20 protein-coding genes and 3 pseudogenes are annotated in these 24,105 nt (G+C 48.6%); 14 read left to right on the top strand and 9 right to left on the bottom strand.

Annotated features, from left to right (window positions below; all coding sequences use genetic code 11):
• Positions 1-1,258: 1,258 nt before the first annotated feature.
• The 5 genes from HA45_RS28205 to HA45_RS12915 all read left to right on the top strand — a co-directional run bounded on the left by HA45_RS28205 (position 1,259) and on the right by HA45_RS12915 (position 5,511).
• Positions 1,259-1,555: a hypothetical protein gene (locus HA45_RS28205; RefSeq protein WP_128598949.1), complete on the top strand. Its 297-nt coding sequence runs from the start codon at positions 1,259-1,261 to the stop codon at positions 1,553-1,555.
• Positions 1,556-1,674: 119 nt separating this feature from the next.
• Positions 1,675-2,040 carry an anti-adapter protein IraP gene (iraP, locus tag HA45_RS12930; protein ID WP_100702929.1) on the top strand — a complete coding sequence of 122 codons (366 nt, stop codon included), beginning with the start codon at positions 1,675-1,677 and terminating at the stop codon, positions 2,038-2,040.
• 1,126 nt (positions 2,041-3,166) lie between these two features.
• Positions 3,167-3,382 (top strand): hypothetical protein, encoded by a 216-nt coding sequence (locus tag HA45_RS12925; RefSeq protein WP_100702928.1) that lies wholly within the window; start codon positions 3,167-3,169, stop codon positions 3,380-3,382.
• Positions 3,383-4,066: 684 nt separating this feature from the next.
• Positions 4,067-4,933, top strand: coding sequence for a CSS-motif domain-containing protein (locus HA45_RS12920; protein ID WP_158087317.1), 867 nt, complete (start codon positions 4,067-4,069; stop codon positions 4,931-4,933).
• Complete coding sequence (locus HA45_RS12915) at positions 4,816-5,511, top strand: EAL domain-containing protein (protein WP_244563446.1); 696 nt, start codon at positions 4,816-4,818, stop codon at positions 5,509-5,511. Before HA45_RS12920 ends, HA45_RS12915 begins: the two co-directional genes overlap by 118 nt.
• Positions 5,512-5,804: 293 nt before the next feature.
• On the opposite strand, the gene HA45_RS12910 is transcribed toward HA45_RS12915, so the two are convergent.
• Entirely contained in the window at positions 5,805-6,407 is a 603-nt protein-coding gene (locus HA45_RS12910; protein ID WP_100702926.1) for a DUF2913 family protein, read from the bottom strand.
• A 620-nt stretch (positions 6,408-7,027) separates the two neighbouring features.
• On the opposite strand from HA45_RS12910, the pseudogene HA45_RS12905 reads away from it, so the two are divergent.
• Together HA45_RS12905 and HA45_RS12900 are read left to right on the top strand one after the other, a co-directional pair.
• Positions 7,028-7,834: pseudogene (locus tag HA45_RS12905) on the top strand (integrase core domain-containing protein).
• Positions 7,835-7,926: 92 nt separating this feature from the next.
• Positions 7,927-8,229, top strand: coding sequence for a hypothetical protein (locus tag HA45_RS12900; protein WP_240629249.1), 303 nt, complete (start codon positions 7,927-7,929; stop codon positions 8,227-8,229).
• A gap of 793 nt (positions 8,230-9,022) precedes the next feature.
• Here HA45_RS12900 and HA45_RS29335 read toward each other — a convergent pair.
• The 3 genes from HA45_RS29335 to HA45_RS12885 all read right to left on the bottom strand — a co-directional run bounded on the left by HA45_RS29335 (position 9,023) and on the right by HA45_RS12885 (position 11,457).
• Positions 9,023-9,352 (bottom strand): biofilm development regulator YmgB/AriR family protein, encoded by a 330-nt coding sequence (locus HA45_RS29335; protein ID WP_158087316.1) that lies wholly within the window; start codon positions 9,350-9,352, stop codon positions 9,023-9,025.
• A gap of 56 nt (positions 9,353-9,408) precedes the next feature.
• Positions 9,409-9,684, bottom strand: a complete 276-nt coding sequence (locus HA45_RS12890; RefSeq protein ID WP_100702922.1) for a hypothetical protein — start codon at positions 9,682-9,684, stop codon at positions 9,409-9,411.
• A gap of 1,206 nt (positions 9,685-10,890) precedes the next feature.
• Positions 10,891-11,457 carry a GNAT family N-acetyltransferase gene (locus tag HA45_RS12885; protein WP_100702920.1) on the bottom strand — a complete coding sequence of 189 codons (567 nt, stop codon included), beginning with the start codon at positions 11,455-11,457 and terminating at the stop codon, positions 10,891-10,893.
• Between the two features lie 191 nt (positions 11,458-11,648).
• On the opposite strand from HA45_RS12885, the gene HA45_RS12880 reads away from it, so the two are divergent.
• Positions 11,649-11,921 carry an XRE family transcriptional regulator gene (locus HA45_RS12880; RefSeq protein ID WP_100702919.1) on the top strand — a complete coding sequence of 91 codons (273 nt, stop codon included), beginning with the start codon at positions 11,649-11,651 and terminating at the stop codon, positions 11,919-11,921.
• A gap of 1,367 nt (positions 11,922-13,288) precedes the next feature.
• Here the strand turns inward: HA45_RS12880 and HA45_RS28200 are convergent.
• Entirely contained in the window at positions 13,289-13,516 is a 228-nt protein-coding gene (locus HA45_RS28200; RefSeq protein ID WP_240629248.1) for a hypothetical protein, read from the bottom strand.
• Between HA45_RS28200 and HA45_RS12875 the strand changes: the two are divergent.
• A pseudogene (locus HA45_RS12875) lies at positions 13,454-13,599 on the top strand (transposase); the annotation flags it as partial. The gene HA45_RS28200 and the pseudogene HA45_RS12875 sit on opposite strands and share 63 nt — an antisense overlap.
• 285 nt (positions 13,600-13,884) lie before the next feature.
• On the top strand, positions 13,885-14,787 hold the full coding sequence (locus HA45_RS12870) for a pyridoxal-phosphate dependent enzyme (protein ID WP_100702918.1): 903 nt from the start codon (positions 13,885-13,887) through the stop codon (positions 14,785-14,787).
• Between the two features lie 277 nt (positions 14,788-15,064).
• On the opposite strand, the gene HA45_RS12865 is transcribed toward HA45_RS12870, so the two are convergent.
• Together HA45_RS12865 and HA45_RS12860 are read right to left on the bottom strand one after the other, a co-directional pair.
• The gene (locus tag HA45_RS12865) at positions 15,065-17,023 is read right to left on the bottom strand and encodes an SIR2 family protein (RefSeq protein WP_100702917.1); all 1,959 of its coding nucleotides are present in this window, start codon (positions 17,021-17,023) and stop codon (positions 15,065-15,067) included.
• 107 nt (positions 17,024-17,130) lie between these two features.
• Positions 17,131-17,504, bottom strand: a pseudogene (locus HA45_RS12860) (IS66 family transposase); the annotation flags it as partial.
• A 278-nt stretch (positions 17,505-17,782) separates the two neighbouring features.
• Here HA45_RS12860 and HA45_RS27310 point away from each other — a divergent pair.
• On the top strand, positions 17,783-17,941 hold the full coding sequence (locus HA45_RS27310; RefSeq protein ID WP_157811643.1) for a hypothetical protein: 159 nt from the start codon (positions 17,783-17,785) through the stop codon (positions 17,939-17,941).
• Positions 17,942-18,720: 779 nt separating this feature from the next.
• Here HA45_RS27310 and HA45_RS12855 read toward each other — a convergent pair.
• Together HA45_RS12855 and HA45_RS12850 are read right to left on the bottom strand one after the other, a co-directional pair.
• On the bottom strand, positions 18,721-18,984 hold the full coding sequence (locus HA45_RS12855) for a biofilm development regulator YmgB/AriR family protein (RefSeq protein WP_100702915.1): 264 nt from the start codon (positions 18,982-18,984) through the stop codon (positions 18,721-18,723).
• Positions 18,985-19,209: 225 nt separating this feature from the next.
• Entirely contained in the window at positions 19,210-19,512 is a 303-nt protein-coding gene (locus HA45_RS12850; protein ID WP_100702914.1) for a hypothetical protein, read from the bottom strand.
• 1,786 nt (positions 19,513-21,298) lie between these two features.
• On the opposite strand from HA45_RS12850, the gene HA45_RS12840 reads away from it, so the two are divergent.
• The 3 genes from HA45_RS12840 (at position 21,299) to HA45_RS12830 (ending at position 23,879) form a co-directional block, all read left to right on the top strand.
• The gene (locus HA45_RS12840) at positions 21,299-22,843 is read left to right on the top strand and encodes a methyl-accepting chemotaxis protein (protein WP_100702912.1); all 1,545 of its coding nucleotides are present in this window, start codon (positions 21,299-21,301) and stop codon (positions 22,841-22,843) included.
• Positions 22,840-23,169 (top strand): hypothetical protein, encoded by a 330-nt coding sequence (locus HA45_RS12835; RefSeq protein WP_100702911.1) that lies wholly within the window; start codon positions 22,840-22,842, stop codon positions 23,167-23,169. Before HA45_RS12840 ends, HA45_RS12835 begins: the two co-directional genes overlap by 4 nt.
• Positions 23,170-23,384: 215 nt before the next feature.
• The gene (locus HA45_RS12830) at positions 23,385-23,879 is read left to right on the top strand and encodes a MarR family winged helix-turn-helix transcriptional regulator (RefSeq protein ID WP_100702910.1); all 495 of its coding nucleotides are present in this window, start codon (positions 23,385-23,387) and stop codon (positions 23,877-23,879) included.
• Positions 23,880-24,105: the final 226 nt, after the last annotated feature.

Raw genomic sequence — 24,105 nt, 5'->3', positions numbered from 1 at the left:
ATGCGATCATCGGTGAGGCTTCGATAGAATTGCTGGAAGGGGACGCGCCTTTATCATCATCGCTCTCATGAAGCTACAATCCATGCTGATAACGGAAAATGATGACAGAAGAAAAAAGGTAACATTTTGCGCTATTCGGGCAATCAAAAGAGCGCTATCAGCACAAGGCGAACGGAGACGGTATAGGGCGGATGAAACCCGCAGCGGGACGGGCAGATTGCTTGACTCCATTTCAAATGAGGCCAGCCGCAAGTACTGAGCCTCCTATCATCGCATCTATTAGCCAGCACGTGAATGGTCTCTCTGGAGCGCCATGACACGATCCTGTATCCCGATTCCCATAAGTGCCTCTGCGATCTGGCAGACCAGCCTATTGAGCTCCACTCCTTATGATTCAACTATGGGATTTTTCTTCAGTATGGCGTCATTTTATTACATGAGCACGGGGTGCCTGGTGAGGCCTCCAGCCAAAAACCCTGCCATCTGAAGTGAACTCCTGCTTTTAGGCTATCCAACAAGCAGGGGTTCTGGATTTTAATCCAGCACCTTCGGCCATACTTCCAGGAACGTTGGGAATCAAAAACTGGCTGAGGCTTCTGTGAGATCGGCCAGGAGTTGATTGAGCCTGCGTGGTAAAACATTGATGTTCGTTACCGGGTTAATTTATCACTCGGGCTGCTGTGTTCCAGCTTTGCTGTTCATAAGGGATAGTGCGATCAGCGTGCCTGGATAAAATCTCGATCTGTGCGCTGTTGCTTTAAACTCTCATATAGAGTGTAAACGCCCAGAATTACGTCAGGGTAGCAGAGGGATGTCCGGTATTTATCGGCTAAGGGTTTAACTGCTGCCAGGGCGTTGTCTTTTTACTGTGGAGAGGTGCACGTGGTGACGTGTTCACTGAAAAGCGGTTCACCCTGGTGATTTCCGCTTCACCGCATAGTATTGCTATTATTCCGCCGCCGTATTCATACCTGGAACGGCTTTGGGCAGCTGTTAAACACATTATCATTGTGTTTAACAGCTGAGCCTCAGAATCAGATACGTTTTCTGCGTCACTGCCCGGAGATCCTTTCCCCACACAACTGCAGGTTTGTCGGGCAGACAAGCAGGTACCACTGCGCTTGCGCCATCGTGCTGGCAAAAGAGGTAGGCAGGTGAGAAAAATCCCCGCTCAGTGGCGGCCTGGTCAGGTATTTCCTATCACAGTGAGACTTATTACTGGCTTGAAAAAAAACAGAGAGTTAGGGATTATCAACTCATGACTGTATATCGCGTGAGAGTGGGTTTTCATAACCCAACGGGCCTGACTTTCAGGCAGCTTGATGAATTACTTCGACCTTTACGATTCTGGAGGATAAATTCGTGCGGAGGAAAATTCCGCTATTACATGGAGTACGAATATCAATCAGAAGTTAGCGGCCTCTGTGATGTATGTGAACTGGCATATTCTCAGGCCTGTAAAGTGAAGAAGTGCCCACTCGTTTTAGTTGAGGCCAGAAAAATGAAGTTCTGGATGAGTATGATTGAATCTCACTCAATTTCTAACTTATTGTAATTATGTGTTTATTTAACTGTGACAATGCGAAAGTTGATACTGTTGAATTTTTTCAGTTCCTTGAAGTTGGCAGCCATGGCTTCAAAAGTTAAAATCAGCCTTTTAAAGGAGCAATGGTTATGAAAAATGTGGTTCTGAGTATGCTTGCTAAAATCTCACAGATCGATGCGAATATGAAACAATTAACTGCTCGTGTTGAGGCGCAATCTCTTCTGATTAGTGCGCTCGTTCTGGCTGTAAGTAAACAGGGTGGTGTGACCTCAATGATTGAGGCTGCCAACAAAGCAATTAATACTGTGATTGAATCAGCCGATACAGATGATGTTCTTAAGTCCGATGCTGCAATTTTACTCAGTGAATTTCAAAATCTCCTTACCATCTCTCGTGCAGTCGACGGGGCGGATGAGGAGATTAATCACGAAGGCCTCAGCGAGTTGGCGGGTGTGACAATATCTAAAGATTCAACTCCACCAAGTGGTCAATGATCTCCGTTAAGGCCCTACTTAATGTGGGCTGTTCTCCAAACCAATTCATTAATTTAAATAAGGTCGCTTTAAAAATACCCCCCACAACCTTGGGGTTTAATTGAGTTTTCAGAATAATATTTATTGTTCTTAGCAGCTTCTGATTAACGGGGACCAGAGCACCGATTGCTCAACGACTGCGAACAACGGATAAATTCAGCATGTCGCTTCAACTGGCGTAATAAAAGTGAAGAATGATTTTAGCGCAAATTAATCAATAAGATCTGATTTACTCTTTATAGACTAAATGCTGCTTACTTCCATGCTGGCAACCCGTCAGTGTAACCAGTCTTGTTATGATGAACATCCCACCTTATGAGTTTTTCATCACTTCTCCATGGCAAGACAACAATACGTTGCTGATTAAGTTTAAGTTTCTTATATGCCGCCTGTAAAAAGTCAGGAGGTAAAATAAATCATCTTATTTTTCAGGCCTCTACAAAGTCCTTTACCACAACGATTTTATTGTCGTGCTTAAATGTTACAAACGGCAGTGCTCCCTGCGTGACGCCAGCATGTGGATCAAGATGCACACAACTCCATTCCACTAAGCATCAACGACATATTGTGATGAGTGAATCTTTCAGATTTTGAACCCAAATGGTGGCATTTGACGGACAAACGTTAAATCGTTCTATGTTAACTGCGGGACGGTTACCCGGATGAGTGAAACGGTCAAAGCTGCATCGTTAACATCAGGCTGCAGCTAGAGATCGTCTGAATTTTTCAAGCAAGTATTAATGGGTACAATCGCGTTAAATCATCACTGATGATGGTCTGACAGGTAGATGAATGGCTCAGTGATCGTGCCTGAGAGGATGTGGCCACGCACGGCGGGGAGGAGGATGATTCGCCATTATAAATTTCACAAATAAAAGCCCGGGGAAATCCAATCACCCGGGCTGGCCACAATCCTGTGCCAAACATTTCCACTAAGAGTAAGAGCATCACCTCAACGGCTGTTAAGCCGTCAGGATCCGTAAATATTAGTCTATTTTTGAGTTTTTGCTTACGAGCTGAACTAACACTCCGGTTTTCATTGGTTGTTATAAACTGAATGAGATGATTCTTACTCAAGGGGTGTGTTATGCAAGACGCAAAGTACTTTGAAAATCTACATTCCCGTGTAATTGGGGTGTTGGGGCATGCGCTAATGCTGATACTTGAAGGGCAGAAAGAGCTCACGAAGGAATCTTTGACAGAGGTGGTCAGAAATAATTTTGCAGGCGATGATTATCATCTCGCAGTAGATGTTGTTCTTGACCTTTTGAGCCAGCACAAAGCTAATCAGAGAAATCTATAGCTGGCTTACACAAAAAGCCTGTGTTCAACAGGCATAAATTCGTTCAATGGGAAATTCATCTCATACCCATAACGCTTGCTGTGTGTATATGTGTACGTCGCTATAATAGCAACAAAATACCACCTGATCATAAAATGATCGATGATAAGTATTTACTGTAATGATTAGAAGATTTGGTACTGATTTGAAGTGATAAGTACAAAAATAAAAGCCCGGCAGTGGTGGTGTCCGGGCTTGCACAAAGAGTGCGAATCATGATCAATCGGAGTTTGTCGTTAGTACAGGGAAGTAGAAGCGACAGTATGAGGATAGCCTGGCTCAAAATGTTTGCATGCGAAGCGGTAAAATTACGGGATGACGGTTCACGTTTTGACGCGGGATTAGGAGATGAATTTACGGGCATGGAATGCATTCGTCGATGAATGACGGAAGTACATCAATTGCTTTGCTCAATCAATTTCGGGCTTATTCCCTTCAGGCTTGTCATCCAGAGCGAAACGTGTGTAAAGAAAATTCCTTAGATTCAGAGCCGCGCATGTTCTTCACCGTGCCAGCGCTTCAGCCTGAAATTTGCAGGTAAAGGCTGGCTGCCGAGTTAAAATATGTTCTTTATTAACAGGACTTGGATCTGAAGGGATGAACTCAGACAACGAATTTCTCACAATTATACGGACGTACGCCCGCGTGTTCACAGCCATCCTGACAACGCTGGTTCTGTTCTGCGCCGGAGTTATGACCGTCCTGAGCTATGCCATTAATGCGGATACTGAGGAGAGAGAACTTAAAAATCAGCGGGCCAGCGACTACGTTTCCTCGCTTTACCGTGAGGCAGAAACCGCCAGCCGCTCTCTGGATCCTCTTGCAGGTCAGCTGTGCACGGACAAAACACTCCGGCGGCTACGCCACATTGTTGCGGTCAATCCTCACATACGTTCCATTAATGTTTATTCGAGAAACAGTACAGGATGCTCCTCACTAGAAGGGAGTCTGCCGTTAAGGCCAATCTCCTATTCTGAAAGCCGCGTTCCCTTTTATACGACGATGAAACAGGAGGACGGCTACATTTTTTACATGGTGTACTTCAGCTCACCCTCCTATCTCACCGGCGTGGCAATCAATGGTTTCTTTGTTCGTGATGCATTGCGGTATATTTCCCCTGATGCCGCCTTTTATCCCCTGCAGGATTTTATGGAGCTGAGCCCTCAGGGGTATGTCTGGGAAAACACACACTATCCTTTTGTACTTGTATCATCTGAATCCATAAACATTCAGAAGCTTATTTTAAAGAGCCGTGCAGTCATTTTCTTTATTTTGGCCGTCAGTTTACTTGTAGGCTGGCTGACCTATGTCAGTACTGGACTGATAAATACGCCGCGGTTTGTTTTAAGATACTATCTGCACAAAAAAGTTTTTACCCGGTATATCAGCCCGTTATCAGCACCAGGGATAACAAAGTTGCCGGGGTGGAAATTCTTATGCGCTGTGTCAGCAAAACAGGTCATGGAACGCCGCCAGCGCTGTTTATTCCTCTTGCTGAGCAAAGTGGCATGATCAAGGATCTGACTTCGCAGCTACTGAAGAAGGTGAGGGATGACTTCACCTATTTTTCCGACAGGGGGCTCTATCTTGCTGTGAACATCACTTCTGACATTATGGAATGCCCACATGCCTTTAATGAATTGCTGAAATTCACTGAACACGCGCGTAAAAATAATCTGGAGGTGCTTGCTGAGATTACCGAACGTCAAAGCTTCAGCCTGACGGTGCAGCTATCTGAAAAATTAGCCCTGTTACGGGAAGCGGGCGTGCGCATCGCCATAGACGATTTCGGAACAGGTTACTCTAATCTTTCCAGCATCACTCAACTGAATCCCGATTACCTGAAAATAGATAAGGATTTCACGGGCTACAGTATGGCAGGAGGAGTGAGGGAAGCGCTCCTGGAAAGCGTGCTGCATATTTCCGCAACCACGGCTATTCCCGTGATCGCGGAAGGTATTGAAACCCCCGCTCAGCTTAACTATATGCGGGACAGGGGAGTCTGGATGTTTCAGGGATACCTGTTTTCTCCTCCCTCTGATGCCCGGCGTATATCAAAGTATATCTGTCAGTTTCCCCATACTGTCTAAACGGTTATTACATCGGGCTGGCCTCTACACAAGACTTCTTATTATCTGACGAATGTGTCCTGGTGATATACCTGATATGCCTCAGTTTTACGCATACCAATCTAAAAACAGATCTCCAGTGGCAACGACGTTATGCCGGAAATTCTAGCAGCCATCCCTGAACCAGCTCCGCGGCAACCTGGGTAAAGTCCGACTGAGTTCGACCTTAAATAAGGCTTGTGCTGTGAGGCACCACTCAGTGAAAGGTGCGCATGCCAGTTTCTCGATGCGCGCGCACCAGACTCAGTTAGTCTTCACGCATCGTTAAAATCTATTGCCAGCAACTGGTGCAGTAACGCATCCTCACCCTTAACTGGCACCCGACGCCAGCCCGAACGCTTAAGTATGGCGTCCAGCGCTGGCAGATCACCGGTGAGGCGCGCCGATAATGGTATTATTTGTTGTCCATTTTCATTAAACCCGTTGTCCAGCGCACTGCGGCAGAGATACACGCCGGATACCGATGAGCTTAGACGCAGCTGGCGCCGTCCACACCACTCACTGCCGGCCAGGACCATGTAAATCCAGCCGCTCATCTTTACCGCATGAAGGGCGTGCTGCAGACGAAACAGGTCATTCTGATCCAGAAGGCTGCCGTTACCTGCACGCCACAGGTATTCCAGCTTGCCCGGCAGATCAGCGCGAAGGCCTTTCTCGCGGCCTTCCCTCAGTAGCCAACTGATGTCGCTGGCTAACTCGCGGGTAAACCGACGCTGTTTCTCCGCCAACGCGAACCAGCGGGTCAGAAACAGGTTGTCCTGAGCGGGCGAGTTAGCCTGGCCATCCTGGCGAGCCGTGTGGAGGGCGACCAGCGCGCACCACGCAAGATGACTGATGTTGAGATTACCTTTATCCATTTTGTTCCTATCATTGCACCCGGAACCTTAAGGATAGCGCTCCTGCATGTTCAATGTAAGTTATGGATAGCGAACAGAGAAACAGTCCAGAACCGATGTGTCACGTAATTCAAAAAGGTTCCAGGTCGCGGGAGTTAATAGCGCGGGCGGCGGTATTGCCCTCCACGCACTATGACGAAGCACTGAATCAGCGAGATGAATTCACTCATAAAAGTAAGTGACACATACAGACGGTCATAATCTTCACGCAGAGCTGTACCAGCTCAGACTTAGCTGATGGCCTGCTATTGGATAAACGCACATTGAATCTGAAACAGATAGTGTCCTGAGTTAGCTATTATTCTTCGAATGAGGTATCCCCTTCAAAGAGACACCATTTCAGAGACGAAAATCTCATATAAATGTATGTATGGTTTCTCTTCACGCTGAACAATCCGGTCTTGAAAACCGGCTTGATGAACTGAAATAATTACCGAATTTTCGTAGTCATCATAAAATTTTACCAAAAGCAACAGACGCTTTCGTTTCTTGATTTAGCTATTGAAGCAGTGACCTGCTCCCCATTAATTAACACACCGCGATGTCAGTAATTTCTTCATAAGTCACATTAGAGCATCCCCATGAAGAAGCGATTTGCCGACGGACAGATCATCAGTGTCCTTCGAGAAGCCGGGATTTCCGCCCGGGAATTCTGCCTCAAGCATGCTGTTTCAGACGCCATCTTTTACGCCTGGTGCAAGAAGTCCGGCGACATGGATGCTCCCGAAGTGAAGCGGCTCAGGTCACTTTAAGAGGAGAACACCCGTCTCAAGAAGCCACCACCGTAATGCGGCCCGGCGTCCGGCTGCTGATTTACAGTTTTCTGGACGTATCAATGAGATGGCGCTTGAACGCCGACGCGTTGGTTAACGGCGTATCTGGCAGCTTCTGCGCCCGGATGCGCCGAACCTGACCTCGTCGATAGAAAACTGGTCAGGGATGCACTTGCCAGCGGTCTCCGGATTAAGTGGATGATTTCACGAAGGAATGCCTGAAGAACACCACCGCTTTCGGCATTTCACGCGCTCAGGTAACGCGTTTTCTGGACAGCAGTGCGCTGTTTCGTAGTTATCCGGCGACGATAAGAACCGATTAGGATCCGGATTTTACCTGCCGTGCACTCGATCAGTGGGCTGTTGAGCAGGGTTGCGTATCAGCCAACGTAGAATGGATTTATTGAGAGTTTTAACGGACGCTTTCGCGATGAGTGCCTGAATGAGCACTGGTTCAGTGATGTCAGCCATGCCAGAAAAACCCTCAGTGAATGGCGTACAGATTGTAATGAGTGTCGGCCACACTCGATACTGAATTATCTGACGCCGTCTGAATTTGCAGCGGGCTGGAGAAAGGATAATTCAGAGAATGAAGGATCCAACATGACTAACTGACGATTGTATCTGATACCGGAGGCAGGTCACATTGACAACAGTCTGACACATTAACGTCAGGCTTATCTGTACGATACCGGCAATGTTCGGCTATGTTATTGCTGAATGCCACAGTGTTTCAGGAGAAAGCCATGCCAGATTACTGTTTTTTTAAAAAGGGCAATCATGTCAACGCCCTGGAGGGGAACGATAAAGGTGGTGCCGCCTTTCTCCGGGAATGGGGATACTCAAAGCAGTCTCAAGAATTAAACGCCCCGAATGCTCATTGCGCGCTGGCCCGATTCCATGACATCCGTAACGAGGAGCAGGCCAGCGAACCCCCATTTTCAACTGGAGCGGCTTTAGTGGCGCTGATAGTGGGGCTGATCGCCGTACTGGACTGGTTTTTTCCTTAAGTAAGGAGGGGGCCAGATATGGCTGAGCTCATAATGCTGAAAATTTTCGCAGGATTAGCCGGGATGGTGTCTATCTGGCTAGATTTAAGACCGAAAAAAAGAAAACAGAATGCCGATCCGGTCATCGCGGAGGCTGATGAGCGTGAACGCCATGCATGTCGCTATCCTGGATGGTCAGTCCGGACGATACAATTACTGTTGGGTATTTATCTGCTGTGGTTGGTAATCAGATTCATACTAACGAAGCCCGAAAATTTAACATAGAAATGCTGTTACGCTCTTCTCATAGAAATATAACACCGTGAAGTTAAGGAAGCACTTTACACATAGACATTCAACGGATTTTCTGCACATGGAGAGTATACATCGCATACTCGCTTCTGCGACACAGTACTGTCGTCGGTTGCTGGTTAACTCCTGTTTCAAGCCGTAATAGACAATAATTTTTCTTAAGCAATTTTCTATAATGAAAGAAAATGCTAGAAACAATGGGACATGTTCATGTCGCTGACAGGATTATAAGGGCTGGCATTTATGGAGGGTATCGAGTGGCGTGGTTTGCCAGGTTTTTTAAGGGAGGGGTGTTATAATAATGTTACATCCTAGATTCAGGAGACAGTGTGTCTTTGAATAAACGAGATCTGCACATGGATCAAATAATTGGTAAGGTAACGACGGAGCTACTGCAGCAAGGACAATCGGTTCAGGTACAGGATATTATCTATGGCTTATACTCCCTGAGCATACGTACCAGTGACCTTAGCACACGCGAGTTATGCCAACTGGCCATACGTCACATGTCCGCAAAGTTGCACTGAACCATCGTCGTTTTACCAATAAATTCTTCCAGGTTTACCAAAAGAAGCCGGTTAAAAACCTTCATCATCTGGGGTACCACCCACCACCATCTCGAGTGTACTTCTAAGTAAGTCCTTTTTTTGTTGTCCTTTTCAAGTTCCAGCTCAGTCAATATCTGAAGGATCAGGCTTTTATGAGTTACACGACTTCCTTTGTTTATGAGCTGCAAGGCAATACTGTTAAGCAACTCTCTTTCAGGGAAAGATGACTGGCATTCCATATTGAACTGTCTAAGCATGTCTTGCTCATTACTTTTCTGGTGCATTTTTCTCAATACCTCATGTCGCCACATTTAATAAATCAATGATGATACAGATAATATTAGTGCCGAGTCGCTGGGTTAGGATGTTCTGGCCTCAGAAAATCCTTTTTATCGGCAGATCTTATGGGGGGGCTACCAGAAAGGGAATCCTTCACCAGAGAAATGGCGGAAAATGTTGCCTGCTTTCTTCTGGCATCATTTTCAGTCATCAAAATGCTCTCAAGTTGTAGCAACAGTGCAGCCCGGGTAATGGGCATTTTACCATCAAGGATATACATTACAGCCTCGCCAATAATGATATCTGTCAATCCGTCATCGTCGACAACATGGTACATGGAGGTACCTCCAGTTAGAGTCAATACATGGCGCTTATACGAATACGGTGTCGAAGCGTAATAGTATACCCATGTAAGCTTCATTCACACATTTTCTGTTCCCGGATAATGGTCCTGACCAACATCACTGTGAGACAACACGGAGTATTTCAGCTGTACACTCAATCCAGACCTATCGTTTTAGCCATACTTCTTAGCTTGTGACTATCCATTATTCTTCGCTCCTCTGATGGTTGTGTTTGATGGGGGAGTGCCTGAATGCGAAGATCCCAAACACAGCATGCGAGTTCTGCTATTTTTCTTAACCTATCGATATCAGGTAGCGGCTTATTTTGAACTTTTTGATTAAAATCAGACAGTAACTCAATAATTTCCTGAGTCTGAATTAAGTATGCACGGGATAGCAGAGGGTTTTCATTTGTCAGATCTAACCTATTGTAAAATATGGTGTATTTGTCTTCGTCTAGCAAAATCATAACGATATGTCTCTCTCACTTAATTAAATTAACCGCCCATTCACATGATGCATATTCAATAATTTTTTAACCCTCACTGGTTGACCATACCTTATGGTGGGCATATTTTATGCTAATGATTAGAAAATTGGAATCTGAAAAATATAAATGGTTAATTTATTTCACCCTGGTACAAGCTCGGGGATTTTTTGAGTCAAAGACCCAATAAAGCTTACAGGGACATCTCGTGACTTAAAGAACATCCATTACGGATGTTCTTTTAAAATCAATAATATCAATATGTTATATCTTTTCTCACATGCCTTCATTTTTTTAAAATGCTAGAGCAGCAGGCTACAGTCATCCCCACTTTAACTTCATCCCGCACAGGAATAGCCGTTTTTAAGAAAGTTATCCTGAAAATGAATAGTATCGTTGAATATAATTTCACTGAGAATTCTTATGGTTAAATTAATTTCGTGGAAAATCATTAGCAGGATGCTAAAGTTGTGGTGCGATATCTTCTGTCGCGAATTTCATATCTGTGTGTGTTTTAGCCCGCCCTGACGGCGGGCATTTTTTACTCGAAGCCCAAACGCATCAAGTTTGCTTCAGAAGAGATTCTGTAGGAGCTGAAGAATTCGCCATAACAATATAGTAACAGACTTTCACGCAGGCCTGACTTAAGGCCGACCTGCGTTTTTTTCTCCACTCATACCTTTTAATCTAAACTCGATAATCAAAAAATTTACTAGCCTTGTATACGGTCTACAGCTTGTAACGAACATGAGTTTCCCAGCCATTCATTTTTCTTAATGGAGTACAATAGGCTAGGCGAAGCATTTTCTACGTCGTGAATTTCTCTGATAAAGCGGAGACCGGACTTTTTCAGCACACCTTGCGACGAAAGATGATGCGCTCTGACAGTAGCTGAAATTTCCTGCAGATCCAGGTGTCTGAATCCATAGTCCACAGAAAACCTGGCAAATTCAGTTGCATAACCTTTTCCCCATACAGCGGTCTCTAACCTGTAGCCGAGATTATTCACAGTAAAGAACTCTAAGCTTCGAAGAGTCAGCCCCCCAAAACCTATAATGGATGAAGGCGTGAGTTTCTCAGCAATGGCCCAGCATCCGAATCCATAATTAGTCCAGTGCCTTAACCAATGTTTCAGCACATTTCTGGCATGATCAATGTCCGGATAAGGGCCCGCGGGGTTAAATGTATTTGTTGCCGGGTCTCCATAAATTCTAAACAAGTCAATCAGGTCACATTCTCTTACTGGCCTCAACAGAAGCCGTTCAGTTTCAAGTCGCATTAGGCACTCCCGAGTGATTTCCTTAGCCAGTTATATTATTAATTACTCAGTTTGCAAGTTGACTCCCGTCAGACTTACGTTACAGTTTGTGCTGAATTCGTGATGTCCGCTCTTGGCACAGGTCTGCTATGACACATCTGACGGACAGCTTAATCTGGATGAAACTCCACTTTAACCTCCCGAGGTAAACTATGGATGGCCACACCTCTCCCGCACGCTTTCTCGCTTATCTTCTGACTGAATACGAGATTTCCGTGACGCAGCTTTGTGACCGTAGCGGGCTGGAAAGTGATATCGCCTGGGCTTTTCTGGCGGGTCGTCTGCCAGTGACGCAGACTCTGGCAGAGCAGCTGGGGATCGTGTTTCACTCACCCGGGTTCTGGCTTACCCGGCAGGCCATCTGGATGCGGGCTGAATCAGATGCTGCCGCACCGGTCGGTGGCAGCGGAACGCCGATGTGCTAAATTAAACGGTGCCGGTATGGGATTATCTTCTCCCTATTCACCAGGGGTAAATAAACTGTAGCCCGTGCCGGCATCCTTCCTGCCATACCTCCTGCGTCGAGGGCTTCTCATGGCAGTTTCAGTCTTACGTACCCGTTATGCCGAGGCGCGTAACGGAGCCGGGAATGCACCATTTCGCATCTGGCTGACGGGTCGTAAACTCAGTCATCATACCTGACTGGAATATTCAGGCGAACGGCTGATGCCTTCGCGGTGTGCATCTGGTGACACTGCTATGACCGTGCAGCGGGCTAACAGCATGACCCCGTCTGGCACAGAGAAGCCGTGATAAGAAAAAAACCTTAGCGGGAGCTAAAGGGCGCAAAGGAGTCATTAAAGTATTATGCCTTTCCCTGCCAGCTCAAAGAGCTTAGCACTATACGGGCACTTGCCCCGGCAGGATCCTCCGGGCAACCACGGAATGTCAGAAAGTCGCCGAGTTACGCAGTTGAACCTTGCACAGGACAGGGGATGATTCTGCAACTTCACGGGCCGGCCGGTAATCCGTCACTTCCGGTGTATATTTCCCTGTAAGCCAGCCCTCTGCCAGGAGTTTACACCGCGATCTGCGGGAACTCTGTCCAGCTGACGCCGCGCACGCCGCAGGTGCTGTCGTCCTGAAGGACAGCGGTTCTGAGCACAACAGCGCTGGAGGTGGCGCGCTTCGTATTGAGCAAACATATTGCGGCCGGATTGAGTGGATATGCGATGTGCCCCGGAATTATGCAGTCACTTTTTATCAGTAACCGGTCGCATGTTTTGATGCGTGAAATCTCCACTGATTCCCATAAAGTCTCCTTTTGCCGACAGAAACATCACCGGGAAATTTGTACTGAAAATTTAAGCGATACGTTATCTGCAAATGACCATCTCCAATAGAGTGACTGTCCGCTGCTGGCGCTAAAAAGCATCTTATGCCAGGCTTTAGATCCGGTGTTCTTCCACCGGGCCATACTTTGTACCGTCAGAACACATGCTTAAGGCGCGTATCGCTCCGGAGAAACGGCCTTCAGACCGGAAGCGGGGACGGTCAATATCACAGGACTCTCCTGCCCGCAGTGCTGATGCCGTTGCCACATCACATCAGATGATGTTCATAGCCTAGGTGTGCCATGTGCTGACACTACGCCGCGGCCTTTAGGTGTAATCCATGGGAGGTCAGCCTTATGGGTTGCATCCCGATTTCAGTCTCATCGTTCACGTTGATGGGCCAAGGAACAGGAGGATGCTCCAGCGTCCGACACGGACATGCATCGGTGTAAGCGTGCAAGCCGTTCATCGGCATTGCTTCTGAGGTCGCTGCGAAGCCACAGGTACAGGAGCCGCCGTTAGCGGTTGATGAAGTCCTCCTTGCAATGATCCGTGGCAAATTTCGTAAGCGTCACATACAGGTATTGACCTGCTCCCCATTGATAAATACACCGCGATGTCAGCAATGTCTTCATAAGTTTCATGTGAACATCCGCATGAATCAGTGATTTGCCGACGAACAGATCATCAGTATCCTCCGCGAAGCCGAAGCCGTGATCTCCGCCCGGGAATTCTGTCTCAAGCATGCTATTTCAGACGCCACCTTTAACACCTGGCTCAAGAAGTACGGCGGCATGGAGGCTCCCGAATGAAGCGACTCAGGTCGCTTCATCCAGCTTGTCTAATAGGCAGAACAGAGTTGATCTGCTCCTCGTTGACCCACACAAACTGATATTAACTACTTCCATATTTGGCACAGAGCGGAACGACACGCAAACAGATGTTCGTAATGAGCGAGCACGGCGCACATTTACCTTGTCAAAACTGAACTGTAACCGGTGCTTTCATTATCTATTGTATCCACTCCTTCAGGCTTATACCCCTTATGATGTATGTGTACCTCAGCCTGCACGTTTTCCCTTTATTAGCGTGAGAAATCATAAGGATCAAACTCATGAAAATAGCTATCCGGACTCCCCTCATTCATTCTCTGCCATTAAGTCATCATGGCGGGTGTAATGTCTGGCTTAAAATGGAATCTTCCCAGCCTACGGGATCGTTTAAGCTCAGGAGCGCAGCAAAAATTTGTCGCTACTATGCGGAAAGAGGCGCAACAGCATTTATTAGTTCCTCCGGAGGAAATGCAGGAATAGCGGTGGCACATAGCGGCCGCAAACTGGGGCTGCCGATTACTGTCGTTGTGCCGGAAAGCACGCCTGCCAGGGCAAAACAGCTTATTGAGCAGGAGGGTGCCAGGCTTATTGTGCACGGGAAAGTATGGAGTGAGGCGAATGATTATGCCCGGTCACTGGCGACGGATGAAGTGATCTATCTGCACCCATTTGATCATCCACTTTTATGGGAAGGTATCAGCACAATCGTGGATGAAGTTATTAGCGACGGGTTAAAACCTGATGCGGTTATACTTTCCGTTGGGGGCGGAAGTATGCTGTCCGGTATCGCTCAGGGGCTGGAGAAACACCAGTCTGACCATATTCCCGTCTACGCCGTTGAAACCCCGGGTACGGCCTCATTTAACGCTTCGCTTAACGCGGGCAAGCTGGTGCGCCTTGATAAGGTCAGCGGTATAGCAACGACGCTGGCTGCAAGCCAGGTATGTGAAAACGCTTTTAACGTCGCCAGCCGACTGGATGTCAGGAGTGTGTTGGTTTCTGATCATGAAGCGCTGAATGCCTGTCGGCGCTTTCTTGATGACCATCGAGTGCTCACTGAGCCGGCATGCGGTGTGTCACTCTCACTTTTGTACGATCGCAAAATCAGTTTTAACCCTGCTGATAATGTCCTTGTGATTGTTTGCGGCGGTGCATCGGTTACGCTGAAAGGGATTGCAGGCTGACTGAAGAACACAGAAATTTGTCAGAGTTTATGAGCAAATGGATGGGCAAACTGCCCGGTTAATTAACCTTTTTCTAAGTGGGTTGAATCCACTTTGGCACAAAGCATAGTCGCGCGAGTGAGGTTCGTAGTGCACAAACAGCGGAAATTCCGAATGCATTTTTACACCATGTTCTTTAGAAATGGGGAGCAGACCAACATCAGCTTGCTTTGGCTAAAAACAAAGGTAACGGCGAATTAAAAGACATACTGGTTACGTCAGACTTAGGGTGTCCGCTTTAAGGCGTTAGTGAACGTGGAGTACCCAGATAAAGCCGTTGTTGTTTCCAATATTCGATACCCCCTAAAATGCTGTCCGCCTTGATCCACGTTCTGGCTATGAGGATCTGCAAATGCGGTGCATTCAGAGCGCTTACTAACTGGGTACTTTCGTTCAACAGTTGCACGATATATGTAACAACATAGTCTCCTGAATCCAAATATCCATCCCTCTGCTGCCTTTCCTTAAACACACTTTTGCTGCCCTTTGGCCAGCGACGCCGCAGTGCGGAAAGCAGGATATTTACGTAATTAATATTCGCCAGCACCAAGTCTGCGAAGCGATCTTCTTCACGGGCAGTGCTGCGTTCAGTAAGATAGAAACCAGGGATAGCCGGGCCATGCGGGGTAAAAAAAATTGGAGGACTATACTCGCGGTATAGTAAATCCCAGATCTCTCCAAAGGGAAAAACCTCTGCGTCGTAAAACAGAGTGCCCGCGCGAATGGACTGCATTTGTATTCTTCCATCCAGATACAGAGGCAGCTTATTGTTCTCAAGTGTCATGAAATACTGATGGAAAAAGATGCATATTTTTTCGCCGAGACGTCGCAAAGGTTTACTTTGCCAGATCCGCCATTTTTGCCTCCGTTCAGCGATATCCAGCAGACAGGCAAACGCGTCTATTTGTTCATCAAGTGAGAGTTTGCGTGAGCTCTTAAACCACTGTGCAAGATAAAATAATAGCGCCTTTGCAGGTTTACCTTTAGCGCGAATTAGACCGGTACGATTCACTTTTCTGATTTTTTCGTGCGGGGTTTTTTGATCGCTTTGTATCATTAGCGCCCCAGCTATAAACCCACGGGAGTAGTAAATCTCAGCTTCAAAAGGCACTAACAAATTGTCGTTCTCCAGCTGACGTTTCAAATAGCGGAGCTGCTCCTCAGCTAGTTGGCCAAGACCCATAGAACTGGCGAGGCGTGTACCGGTAAGGTATTTTTCTTTCTCCGTCGGAGTATAATATTCAGCCAGAGCCGTTCGCCACCAATCTTTGCCTTCTCCAGTAACGGCCAGTGTTCTACTGGGAATTCCAAGTAGGGCAGTAAGCAGTTCTGGCGTAGGCCCGTACTGAATCTTCATACCGCCAAAGGCTCCCTGCCAATAGACTTTCGGCTCGCGACTTTCCTGCCCGTCGAGCAGCCAGAACTCTTCCTCTACTTTAATACGGTGATCAATCCACACCAACCGGGTCGAACGATCTCCATTCCAGCGCTCACGGATCCAGTGATTAATGTCAAAATGATCAGTGCCACTGTATCCTGCAACCACCATTAAATCGGCCTGATTTGTAACCTGTTGGAGCTGCGTTTTGAAAGCTTCTGGCAGCCCGTGCTCCAGGTCCGAAAGTGTTACGCCAAGGCCAGAGCAGCCGTGTTCTATCGTCCCGTGCACTTTGATGAGACCCCAGTCTTCGCCATATTCCCGGTGCAGAATGTCAAAAGTTTTGGTATCAGGGTCAATAATGTGCACAGGGATTTGATGATGGCCCGCCTGTTCGATACAGTCATCAAAATTGGTGGTAATACACCAACCACGGTGCTTCAGAAGGTAATCGGCAATCAGGTGGTGATTCGCATTCGGAGGACGGTGGGAAAAAATACGCAGCAGTTCCCGCGCAGAACCGCTACGTTCGACGCCTTCAATAGTTGAAGGTTCAAACGCTTTATCAAGCACATGCTCTAAGCGCGGCAGACTTCGGCCCATCCACTGTTCACATTGGCTAAACACCTTTTTTATTTCGGAAGTCGCTTTGTTGTCTAATAAATGGTCGAGCAGGGCTTCAGTTAGATCGTATCCTCCGGGGAGTTGCGTGGGGGACGCTATCGAAATTCCCGCGCCAACCATTAATACAACCTTGCCCGGGCAGGGCAGCTCGGGCGTGAACTCCTTCCACCCAAACCACCAGTCATCCATCTCCATAGTTTTCCCTCTGGACTCCATAGATGTGCTATTAATGCCTTAACTTTTCTGGTAATTCAAATCGTCAAAAAAAAGTGCGGACGTTTAGCATGTGATTAAATTGTAACGTCGGTGTGCACTTTGCCCGGCATAAGTACGTAGTGGCGCAACAGGTCGTACAGCGACTCCAGCACTTCACTCACCGCTCCGGACCAGCGTACCTGCGCGGCCAGGCTCAGATCCACGCCCTGACGATGGACGATGCGCGCCAGCAGGCCTGAGCGACGAAGCAGCATTGAGAGCATAGGGCGCCTGAGCCGATATGGTCACACAGACAGCAGGCCAGCTCAGGTCGCTACGTTTCGATAACCTCCCGCTGCTCTGACATGTCGCAGCTCAGCGGGCTAAGGTTGCCGCCGCACGCCGGAGAGGCGGTTTAGGTCGGCGGCAGTGCCGGGTCATGCTGCTCACCCAGTACTTTCGCCATCTCCCCCTGCAGGGCTCCCAGGTGTTCTTCAGTGTCATGCAGCTTGTGCGCCGTTTTCTCATGCAGCGTCTTCTGCAATTTTGCCGCCAGTTCGTTGAAGCTGAAGCGCATATTCATCACGTCGGCGACCAGGCTTATGCGTGAGTCAGCCGGAAAGCTAATCATGCCTCTCCTCCCTGAGTTCGCTGACCAGCGCCCGCAGCAGCTCCGGCGTCATTGGCATCGTAAGGATCAGGCCCCCCCGATAGTGTCCATTTTCGCGAAAGTGTCCATGGCAGGTAACACGAATACAAATGGACGACGATTTGTATGAGACGCTTACCCATTTTCCGCATTTCTTTCTGCACATCCTGCTTGGGGTTACGCTGCAGCAACATCTCTTCCTCGCGGAACGGAACGTATGCCTGGAAGGCCGCCCGGAACGTCAGTTCCTGGGCTCGGCCCTCAGTTAACGGAACATGTATCAGACTCAGTTGCAGCGTATGAGCGTAGAGGCCTGCATCAGCCAGCTCTACGTGGACAAAGCATGTCCGAAGCGCGGGATACCCCGGCATGTCCACCCGCTAGAGGCGGTGTTTTTACGCTTAAGTCACAGATCGGATAATAATAAACAAAGGGTACAGTCACTCATGTAAACTTAATGATACCTGATACCGGAGGTAACCATGACTGACCGTAACGATAAAAATGTGAAGGATGGCAAAGACGCCGACCAAAGCAAACTGCCCGCGGGCAACTAAAAAGACACCAGGGACAGCGATAATGCGAAGCAGAAGGGGGGAAATAGCATGTCTGATCATCCTGTGCCTGACGACGCCACGCCGGTTCCGGACCACGAGCCCGCGCCTGGTCACGAGGACGAGGTACCTGGCGGTGACAGAGATATCCCGCCAGACCGGGGCTCTATCCCGCTGATCTGACCGCCTCCGGGCGGTTTTTTTGCATATTTATACACACCGCTTATTAAGCATATAATGTGTCTATGCTCATAAGTGGTGCGGAACTGAAAAACGGACAAGATTCCAGCGACCTGACGCACTAAGTCATCGGGCTGGCCATCAGGCAGATACTGCTCAGGGGCGAATCAGTGAGCCCGTACGAACTGATAGACACGCTATGGCACCTGAAGGGGTCTATCTCCGATACGTCCCTACTCGAAGCCTGAAGCAGCGCTATCCGGCTCTTTGTCGCTAAAATTAACTGAAAACAGCCCTTCAGCTCAGTTCCGACGTCACGAGGCCTGTCCGCCGGCGTCGTCCGGTGTATGTTTGACAACCATTTCCAGCACGTTGCGCAGCACCGCCTGTCTTTGCGCATCATGCTCGCGTTCAAGTTTATGGATGACGTCAATAATGATCGTCTTATTGGTCAACTGCCCGCCCGAGGCAATAATCGCCCGGATTGCCGCCTCAAGCTCATGGCGCTCTGCCGCCAGTGCATCGCCACAGTTCTTTAGCCTGGCGCGAATTATTGTCACCGAATTAGTGTTTTTCATGCTATGGAAGTCCCTGCCGAAGCGGATGACGGCGATGGAAATGGTTACGTGTGTTATTATTTTATTACCGATAACGCTGCATCCGCAGTGCATGCCTGTCGGTATGAACATTATAGGTCGGACAAGGCAGGAATGCGCTTCGTTAATCAGGCTGTGTGTTTCGTACTCAGTTTTTAAAAGAGTACGCAGGATCTGGCGCTCTGCGCTCGCTGTCACGGGAGGTTGTTATCTTATTTCATCTTCATCATCGGCATAAAGGCGGATGATGGCTTTGCCGCCGCCACTCTGGCTGTCGACATCAGGGAGCATCCAGCCCTTTGCCGTGCCATCGCGGGCGCCCATACTCCGGAAGTCGCGCAGCCATCCTATTGCGGCGCTGATGCGGCGGAGGCTGAGCTTTTCATTTTTCAGCATAACGTTCAGTTCCGTCAGGAGCGCATCGACGGTTATTTCCTGTTCACGCAGGGCAAGTCTGACTGCTGCTTCACCAATAACTGCGTGACCGGTCATGTCTTCGCTGTACAACACGTTTACACCTCGCTGAGTTAATGACAAAGAGTTGCGTTCACCACATGAAAATCATAGCAAATGAAGGGGGGTTTAAATAAAACACCCTATCAATGACTATGAAATAATGAGGGTAATGGATTGAATTATTTTTAATTATTATAAACACCTGATGTTATTTATATATTATTGCTTTGTATTGTGCACTGGTATGATATTGTTTTCGTTAACATCAACGTTGAAGCCTCGGTGTTTTATTCTCTTTGCGGAAGAACTGAGGCTAACGTAAATGACGTTTCCTCACGTCGGTTCGCTAAGGTAATTTGAAAAATTATTTTCCCGTTCTTCTTTACATTTCAACAGGTCCTCTACTTTCCGAGGCAGATTTACAGTGTCCCTTATCTTTGATGTTGTACTGAAAAATAACAATCATGTAGGCGCAAGGGAGAGTGCTAGCCTAATGCCTGATTTTTCAGCATAGTAAATTATCCCGGCGTCGGTGATGCAATATTTCCCGGAACGATGTCCTTCGTTGCATGCGGGTGTTTAACACAGGCGAAGGGGCCTCTGAAATTCATTTAACTGGCAGAGGTGAGCCGGTAAGAACCCTCTTTACCCCCCTGACATTGATGATACCTGTCTGACTCTTAAACAGATTGACGCGTGGGGACTGATCAGCTTTACAGGTGCCTTCGAATGAATACCTCTGAATGTGTTGATCCGATCATCTGATAGCCAGACCGCGACGTTTAGCGGGTAAACATCCGCCTCTACCGGGATATTCCTGAGATAACCTTTAATGGTTCATCTCGGCTGCCAGTGGTGTAATGCCGTTCTGCAGAGCGAATAAACGGGCTGCGTACTTCCAGCATAACTGCAATTTCGCGAAGGTTTTCTGCCAGGCATGAAGGTGAAGTCGTAAAACAGGTCGGGGCAAGCTTCTGGCTATATGTGGTGATTCGGATTTATCAGTTCTCTGCATCATATCTTCGGCCGCCGACAGTGTCTCATGAGTGCTTTAACATTCGTGTGGGCCGATGGGTGCCGGGCCTTTTCAGAGAAAATGCAGGTAACCTCTTTTTGTCCTGCACAGCGCCGTGCAATCGGTAAACCGTAGCGACCCTGAGTCCACCCCCTCAATACCGGGCATCTGGCCGCGTTTTCCGTCCCCCCCGACTCGTGAACATGTAGGTAGCTGCTACCGCCAGTGAAACGTCTAAGGGTATGGGTCATATTCAACTGGGGGGTCAATCAGGTAGTTGACTTGACACAGCGCAGCTCTGGTTCAAGAGGCTTCAGCCGAGTCATGTTGCAGGTTTCTTCGCTGATCCAGCGGGTTCCATGCATTTACCTGGATTCTCGCTTCTGGCCCGGAAGACAATGAACGCGCTAAAGTTGTCACTCCGGTACGAACGACAGCAGTATTACCTCCCGCTCCTGCCGCGGCAGGTGATGGCAACTAGCAGAGCTTCTGCTGCAGAAGTTATGGTTCTTTGATTTAACCACTTCCATCAGTGAGTTTGAGAGTGATTCCAGTCAATGAAAGATCCCGGCTGCGCTTATGCCGATATATATTATGTGCCTCACCGGGGGCGTAAACTGATACTGCGATTGTTTTAGACGTGCTTCTGGCTACCGCTTCGGCTGCAATTTTTGGCCACAGCCCGGGGGTTAGCTCGTATAGCCTCGCTTTCGTATGATGATTAAATGCAAATAACATTGTGTTCAATTTAATTAACTCCAACCCTCATGGAATAAACCCTCAGGCCGATAAAGCGTAGTACTTTTATCACTCATGGAAAACTTGATGAAAATTTCAACGCGTCTGACTGTAGGCTTCGGCAGCCTTATTCTGCTTTTTATCATTTGTACGGGTATCGCCATTCAGGCGTTATGGCATGCCCGCGACAGCATGAACGATACTGTTGATGTAAAGATGAAGCGATTTGCACTGGTGCTGGACATGCGCGGCGGCGCCCGCGATATGGCTATTGCAGTTCGTAACCTCGCACTCCTTTCAGACCCTGTAGAAATGCAGCCCGAGTGGCAGCGACTGGTGGCTCAGCGTGACGCTTATGTCGAGAAGCGCAAAATGCTGGAGCAGAGTATGTCCTCAAATGTTTCCGCTCATGGGAAATCTGCCCTGGAGCGCGTGATCTCCTCTGAATCATCGGCACTTTCCACGCTGATGACGGCAGGAAAGCTGGGGCTCGAAAATCGTCAACAGGAGGCGACCGTGTATCTGATGACCACAGCCCGCCCTGCTCAGAAGGCGCTGATGGATGCACTTGATGAACTTACCGATATTGAAATGCAGCTGAGCCGTACTACCGTCACTGAAAACAGCGCCAGTACCTCCCGGACGGCCACGCTTCTCTCGGGGCTTACCCTGCTGTCTGTTCTGATGGCTGCAGTGACCTGTTTCCTGACCGTGAGGCTGTTGATGCGCCAGCTGGGCGGTGAACCTGTTCAGGCACAGGCTCTGGCTGCGGCCATAGCGGGTGGCGACCTGACTTATCCGGTCGCGCTTTACCGAAACGATACAACCAGCCTGCTGGCATCGCTGGCGGCCATGCAGGCAAGTCTGCGCAGTCTGGTCTCTGACATCAGGAACTCGTCATCCTCCGTCGCCACGGCAGCTGACGAAATTTCTCAGGGTAATACTGAGCTGTCTTCCCGGACCGAGCAGCAGGCTGCCGCACTGCAGGAAACTGCCGCCAGCATGGAGCAACTGACCGCGACGGTTAAGAGTAACGCAGCGGGCGCCCGGCAGACGGCCGACACAGCGCGGGCGACCGCAATTCTGGCACGGACCGGTGAGGAAGATGTCAGTCGCATGTCACAGACCATGAACAAAATATCTCTCAGTGCCGGAAAAGTACGTGATATTACCGGCGTCATTGAGAGTATTGCCTTTCAGACCAATATACTGGCGCTGAATGCCGCTGTGGAGGCTGCGCGGGCCGGAGAAGATGGTCGGGGATTCGCCGTAGTCGCGGGTGAGGTCAGAACGCTGGCACAGCGCAGTGCCAGCGCCGCCCGGGATATCAAAACGCTGATTGAGCAGGCTGTGAACCAGGTTGAAGATGGCGTAACCGTTGCCACGGGCACAGGGGAAAGTATTCTGAAAATTGTCGGGATGGTGGGGGAGCTGGCAGACGCAATGGACAACATATCACTGTCCTCTGCCGAACAGATGCAGGGAATAGCACAAGTCAGCGTGGCGGTAAGCCAGATGGACGGCGTGACGCAAAACAATGCCGCTCTGGTGGAAGAATCCTCCACGGCATCGCAGTCACTTTCCGCACAGGCCCACGCCCTTCGGGCAATAGTGGAAACCTTCCGAGTATGAGTGCCTCTGACAACGCGATATCTTACGTCCCGTCAGACCTGCTCTCACGCATTGGCGAGCTGAAGAGCAAGGTCGACTTTCTGATGAGGCAACTCTGTGAAGGTGAATATCTCTGTACGGACACGTTTGCGAACAACTGGGTGCACCTGTCAGTGCTGTATGAAAGTATTCAGGCGGGCATGAATGACCGCAATCTCATGGACCTTATAGTGAAAACGGACTTACTACTGGCGGCAGACCTGCTTGCTACGGGGCGAATGATACAGATGATGAGCAATTTCCTGCGATGTGCAGAAAATGCAGGGCGCCGCAGCCTGAATATTTAAATGGGGGGGTAAAAACAAAGCCCGATCTTGTCCGCCTGGAGCGTGGGCAAGATTGACTTCACTTTAGTTTGATTTAATAATTCTGCTCATCTTTAAGCAGGCTGGCTCCTCCGGTCATTGCCTGCTTCCGGTGCAGTTCTTCACAGGTCCGAGCTGAACGTCTGGTGACTCCGCTTCAGGAAGGAGGACTGTCCTCCACGTTACCTGGGGTGCGAATGACTACTATCAAGAACCATGAAAGAGATGAAGAAGATAACGCTGTGCTAGCAGCTGATGTCCCCGCGACTGTTGACGACTTTCTCTGCTTTGCGCTTTACTCCGCTTCGCTGGCAATGACCAAACTCTACCAGTCGAGGCTCAGGCCTCTTGGGCTCACTTACCCGCAGTATCTGGTTCTGCTCACGCTCCAGGAACATAATAACATCACCGTTTCTGAAATAGGTGATCGTGTCTTCCTGGATTCAGGTACGCTCAGCCATCTCCTCAAAAGGCTTGAGTCAGGCGGTATCATTGCCCGTAATCGCGACGTTGGTGGTGACGAGCGCAGGGTAATTATTTCCCTGACGAAACAGGGATGGCAGCTTACAGAACAGGCCTACGGCGTGCCGACAGATATGGTTTCAGTGATGGGAACGCCTTATGAAGAACTTGCTGAACTGGCCTGCCGCATCAGTACGCTGCGGCAGAAGCTTATAGCGGCCCTGCCATAATAACGTTTGCCGCCTTATGCATCCCGTTATACGAGATTCACTGATTACCACAGGCTATCCAAGGTCAGATAAGCACACAGATGAAAGCTGACTGAACATGGGTTATCAGAATAACCGCAAAAAATCTGTGAGGTGAAAGCATGCACCTGAAACAGCAGCATGTACAGGCAGTGGATGGCATGAAAGAGGTGCAGACTTCTGCCCGTAAAAAGGGCTCCCAGTCGTG

Origin of the sequence: Pantoea rodasii (genome assembly GCF_002095465.1) — a bacterium.
Taxonomy (GTDB): Bacteria; Pseudomonadota; Gammaproteobacteria; order Enterobacterales; family Enterobacteriaceae; genus Pantoea; species Pantoea rodasii.
The sequence above is the reverse complement of the archived record's forward strand: the minus strand, read 5'-3'. Positions and strand labels throughout refer to the sequence as shown.